5 protein-coding genes and 1 other RNA gene are annotated in these 4,007 nt (G+C 56.0%); 4 read left to right on the forward strand and 2 right to left on the reverse strand.

From position 1 onward, the window contains the following. Positions 1–309: 309 nt before the first annotated feature. Entirely contained in the window at positions 310–1,626 is a 1,317-nt protein-coding gene (pepP, locus tag RQ738_RS13270) for a Xaa-Pro aminopeptidase (RefSeq protein ID WP_314165785.1), read from the reverse strand. Positions 1,627–1,644: 18 nt separating this feature from the next. After that, a complete protein-coding gene (locus RQ738_RS13275; protein ID WP_314165786.1) occupies positions 1,645–2,208 on the reverse strand; it encodes a YecA family protein in 564 nt (187 codons plus the stop codon). A 137-nt stretch (positions 2,209–2,345) separates the two neighbouring features. Here RQ738_RS13275 and RQ738_RS13280 point away from each other — a divergent pair, with 137 nt between their 5' ends. From RQ738_RS13280 to RQ738_RS13295, 4 genes are all read left to right on the forward strand, one after another. Then, complete coding sequence (locus RQ738_RS13280) at positions 2,346–2,579, forward strand: TIGR02449 family protein (protein ID WP_314165787.1); 234 nt, start codon at positions 2,346–2,348, stop codon at positions 2,577–2,579. Continuing rightward, on the forward strand, positions 2,572–2,883 hold the full coding sequence (locus RQ738_RS13285) for a cell division protein ZapA (protein WP_314165788.1): 312 nt from the start codon (positions 2,572–2,574) through the stop codon (positions 2,881–2,883). The genes RQ738_RS13280 and RQ738_RS13285 overlap by 8 nt, the downstream gene beginning before the upstream one ends. Before the next feature lie 60 nt (positions 2,884–2,943). Then, a non-coding RNA gene (ssrS, locus tag RQ738_RS13290) (6S RNA) lies at positions 2,944–3,128 on the forward strand. Positions 3,129–3,138: 10 nt separating this feature from the next. After that, positions 3,139–3,747, forward strand: a complete 609-nt coding sequence (locus RQ738_RS13295) for a 5-formyltetrahydrofolate cyclo-ligase (RefSeq protein ID WP_314165789.1) — start codon at positions 3,139–3,141, stop codon at positions 3,745–3,747. Positions 3,748–4,007: the final 260 nt, after the last annotated feature.

Consider the following 4,007-nt stretch of genomic DNA (forward strand, 5'->3'; position numbering starts at 1 on the left):
CGCATCAATCAACCTGGTTACCTTATTTTCTCGAAGCTTACTGCTTGTCAGGCTTATGTTAACGGGACAGCAGTGATCATAGTTATTACTTTCAACGCAGAGACACGCAGCATATCGATGATTGCGGAATGATGATTGATGAATGAACTTCCGATCATCAATCTGCAATCATAAATCATCAATTCATTAGTATGTAGGTCGGATTAGGAGTAACACGACGTAATCCGACGAAATATTTAGCATCGACACGTCGGATTACGCGTTGCTAATCCGACCTACACAACTGAATGTTTTAACGATCATCAATCATCATTCAGCATTCATCAATCTCTCTATATCGTCCGGTGTCTTTTCCAGCGCGCCGGTCAGCACATCATAGCCGTCTTTGGTAACGAGCACGTCGTCCTCGATGCGAATGCCGGTATCCCACCACTTCTTCGCCACGCCCTTGCTGCCGGCCGGGATATACAGGCCAGGTTCGACCGTCATGACCATGCCCTTTTCCAGCAGGCGCCACTCGTCACCGAGCTTGTAGTCACCCACATCGTGCACGTCCATGCCCAGCCAGTGGCCGGTGCGGTGCATGTAGTAAGGCTTGTAGGCCTCGTTCTTGATCAGGGTCGGGACACGGCCCTTGAGAATACCCAGCTCGACGAGGCCCTCTGTGATCGTGCGCACCGCCGCCTCGTGCGGCTGATTCCAGTGGTTGCCAGGCTGTACCTGCTCAATGGCCGCCTCTTGCGCTGCCAGCACCACCTCATAAAGCGCACGCTGGGGCGCGGAAAAGCGGCCATTCACCGGAAAGGTGCGCGTGATGTCCGAGGCATAGCACTCGAATTCACAGCCGGCATCGATAAGCACCAGGTCACCATCCTGCATCTCGGCGCGGTTATCGACATAGTGCAGGATGCAGCCATTGGCGCCGGCACCGACAATCGAACTATAGGCAGGGGCCTCGCTGCCCCGCCGGGTAAACTCGTAAAGCAACTCGGCCTCGAGTTCATATTCCATCATACCGGGCCGAGAGGTGCGCATGGCGCGCTGGTGGGCGGCAACGGAGATCTTCGCCGCCTGTCGCATCGTGCGGGCCTCGGCGGCGCTCTTGAACAGGCGCATCTCGTGCAGCACGCTGTTCAGTGCCACAAACTCGCCGGGGGCATGCACACCCGAACGGGCCTTGTCACGCAGGGCATTCACCCAGTGGATAACACGCGTGTCGAACTCCGGGTTATAACCCATGGAGTGGAACACCCGCAGGGTATTCTCCATCAGCCCCGGCAGGATCTCGTCAATGTCATCAATGGGAAACGAATCATCGGCGCCGTAGATGGTGCAGGCACCCTCCTGGCCGGCGCGGGGGCCGTTCCAGGTTTCCATGCGCGGGTCCCGTTCCCGGCAAAACAGAACGTATTCGCCGTGCTTGCGGCCGGGGATAAAGACGGCCACCGCCTCGGGTTCGGCGAAGCCGGTCAGGTAAAAGAAGTCACTATCGGGACGATAACGATACTCGACGTCACGGTTACGCATGCACACATTCGCCGTCGGCAGGATGGCAATATCGCCCTCCTCCATCATGTTCAGCAACTGACGGCGACGGCGTTGAAATTCATTCGGCTTGACGATCATGGGGCTATTGTCCGCTCATTAATGTTGCGTGGCCTGTGCAGGCGTGGAGAGTTCTTCATGGATGAGCAGGACACCGACGCGCAGGTATTCCGCCACCTCGGTATACGCGACCTCATCTTCTTCATCGGTCTCGTCGTCACTGACCTCGACCTGGGCGATATCGATCATATCCCGCACGACCTCGCGGCTGTCTTCCGGTAACTTGTCCAGGTCATTGATCCCGGCGATGCCCAGGCCAAGGTAGAAACCCTCGCACCACCGCCCCAGGGCCTGCAAGCGAATGTACAGGGCCTCATTATCGTCCGGCAGCAACAAGCGCATCCCGAACGCCGCCGCCTCGAACTGCTCCTCGGTCGTGGCATAAACCGTATCCAGCAGTGCGCGCAGCTCCTTAACGAGCAGGTCACTATTGTCGCCCCCGGCCGGCAAGATCTCGGTCAACCAGTGTTTTCGGGGCTCTTTATCGGCACATAACAGACCGCAGAGCAGGCCATGGCACTCCGCCGCATCGGTCACAATCTCTACCCGGGCCAGGGCATCATTCAATTCATCGTAGTCAGGCAGTTCATTTGCAGTCGACATTCGGCACTTCATCCGGCTTTAATTCAAAACAGCGACTATTATGCGCCTTTCCGCGCCCGGCATAAAATCCCCTGGCTGACACCCTGGCAGCCACTTTCAGCGTTGACCCCGTCTGCCAGCCATTTTATAGTGCCGGTATGAGCGTCCATAATAATGAAAATGAAGAACTGGAGCTGAAGCAGCTGGAATCACGGGTTGAAGAACTCATTGACACCTGTGCTTCCCTGAAGAATGAAAATCATTCCCTGCGCCTGCATCAAAACAACCTGATGTCAGAACGCGCGAAACTGATTGAAAAGACCGAGCTCGCCCGCAACCGCGTCGAGGCGATGATTAACCGCCTCAAGGCCATGGAAAATAACCATGAATAAAGACAATCTTGCCGTCACCATCAAGATTCTCGACAAGGAATTCCGCATTGCCTGCCCCGAGTCTGAACACGACTCCCTGCTTGCCTCGGCACATTACCTGAATACCCGCATGAAGGAAGTTCGCGACAGCGGCGTGGTCGGCCAGGACCGCATCGCCATCATGGCGGCGCTGAATATGGCCCATGATCTGCTCTCCCAAAAGGGCAAGAGCGAAAACTATGTCAAATCCATGAGCTCGCGTATCCAGTCCCTGCAGGAAAAAATCGAGACCGCCCTGACGCACAACAAACAACTCGAATTATAATCCCCTTCAGCGGTTCTCCTGACTGGAATTTTCAGCTACGATCCCAATATAGAGTTTAGGCATCCTCTGCAGTGTTCGACAGTGAACCCGGTATTTTCTTGAGCCTAGTTTTATTACCCGGGGAGAACTGTGGCAGGATTGTGTGCAAGTCCGCTGCTGGCGGAAAGCCTTATGCCCTGCCCCCTTTCCCCACTTGAGCCTCTGGTTCAAGGACAACGGAACGCAACGGCACAGGCGGAGGATGCCTCCTTATTTATGAGTAAAGATGCCAGTATCGCCGGACTGCGCAGGCACATGCGCAGCCAGCGCCGCGCCCTCTCAACCCATGAGCAACGTCTGGCCTCGGCAATGGCGCTGGGGCTGATCCTGCGCCACCCCTTTTTCCTGCGCGCCCGGCATATCGCCCTGTTTCTGCCGAATGACGGCGAAATCGACATCAGCGAGCTCTTGCCCATCGCCTGGGACATGAACAAGCATTGCTACCTGCCGGTACTCGCCTCACCCGGCCAGCGCCTCACCTTTGCCCCAATGGAAAAGGACAGCCGCCTGGCGCTGAACCGTTATGGTATCCCCGAGCCCGTCGTCTCCCATCGCCGGCTCCGCCAACCGCAACAACTCGACCTCGTTCTGGCCCCGCTCGTCGCCTTCGACCTTCAAGGCAACCGCCTTGGCATGGGGGGCGGCTATTATGACCGCAGCTTCGCCTTCCTCCGTCACCGTCGGCACTGGCGACACCCCCATCTGGCAGGGGTTGCGCATGACTTTCAACGCGTGGACAGGCTCCCGCAGCAACCCTGGGACGTGCCCCTGGAAGGGATTTTTACCGACCAGCGGTTTTACCCGGCAGGACGGTGGTTGGATTGATGATTTCGGATTGATGATTGATGATTGATGAACAGTGCAATCACCATTCAAGTTTCTGCCACCTGTAAACGTAACGATTTTCGTAGGTCGGGCTTTGGATGGATTGATGATTTCGGATTGCTGATTGATAAACTGTAGGATCATCATTCAAGTTTCTGCCCCCCTGTGAACGTAACGATTTTCGTAGATACCATCTCCCTCCACCGACCACAAACGGTATTTACAGCGCTTGTGGTTGATATGGTTGCTGGTGTTTTAAC

Origin of the sequence: Sulfuriflexus sp., assembly GCF_032250955.1 — a bacterium.
Classification (GTDB): Bacteria; Pseudomonadota; Gammaproteobacteria; order AKS1; family AKS1; genus Sulfuriflexus.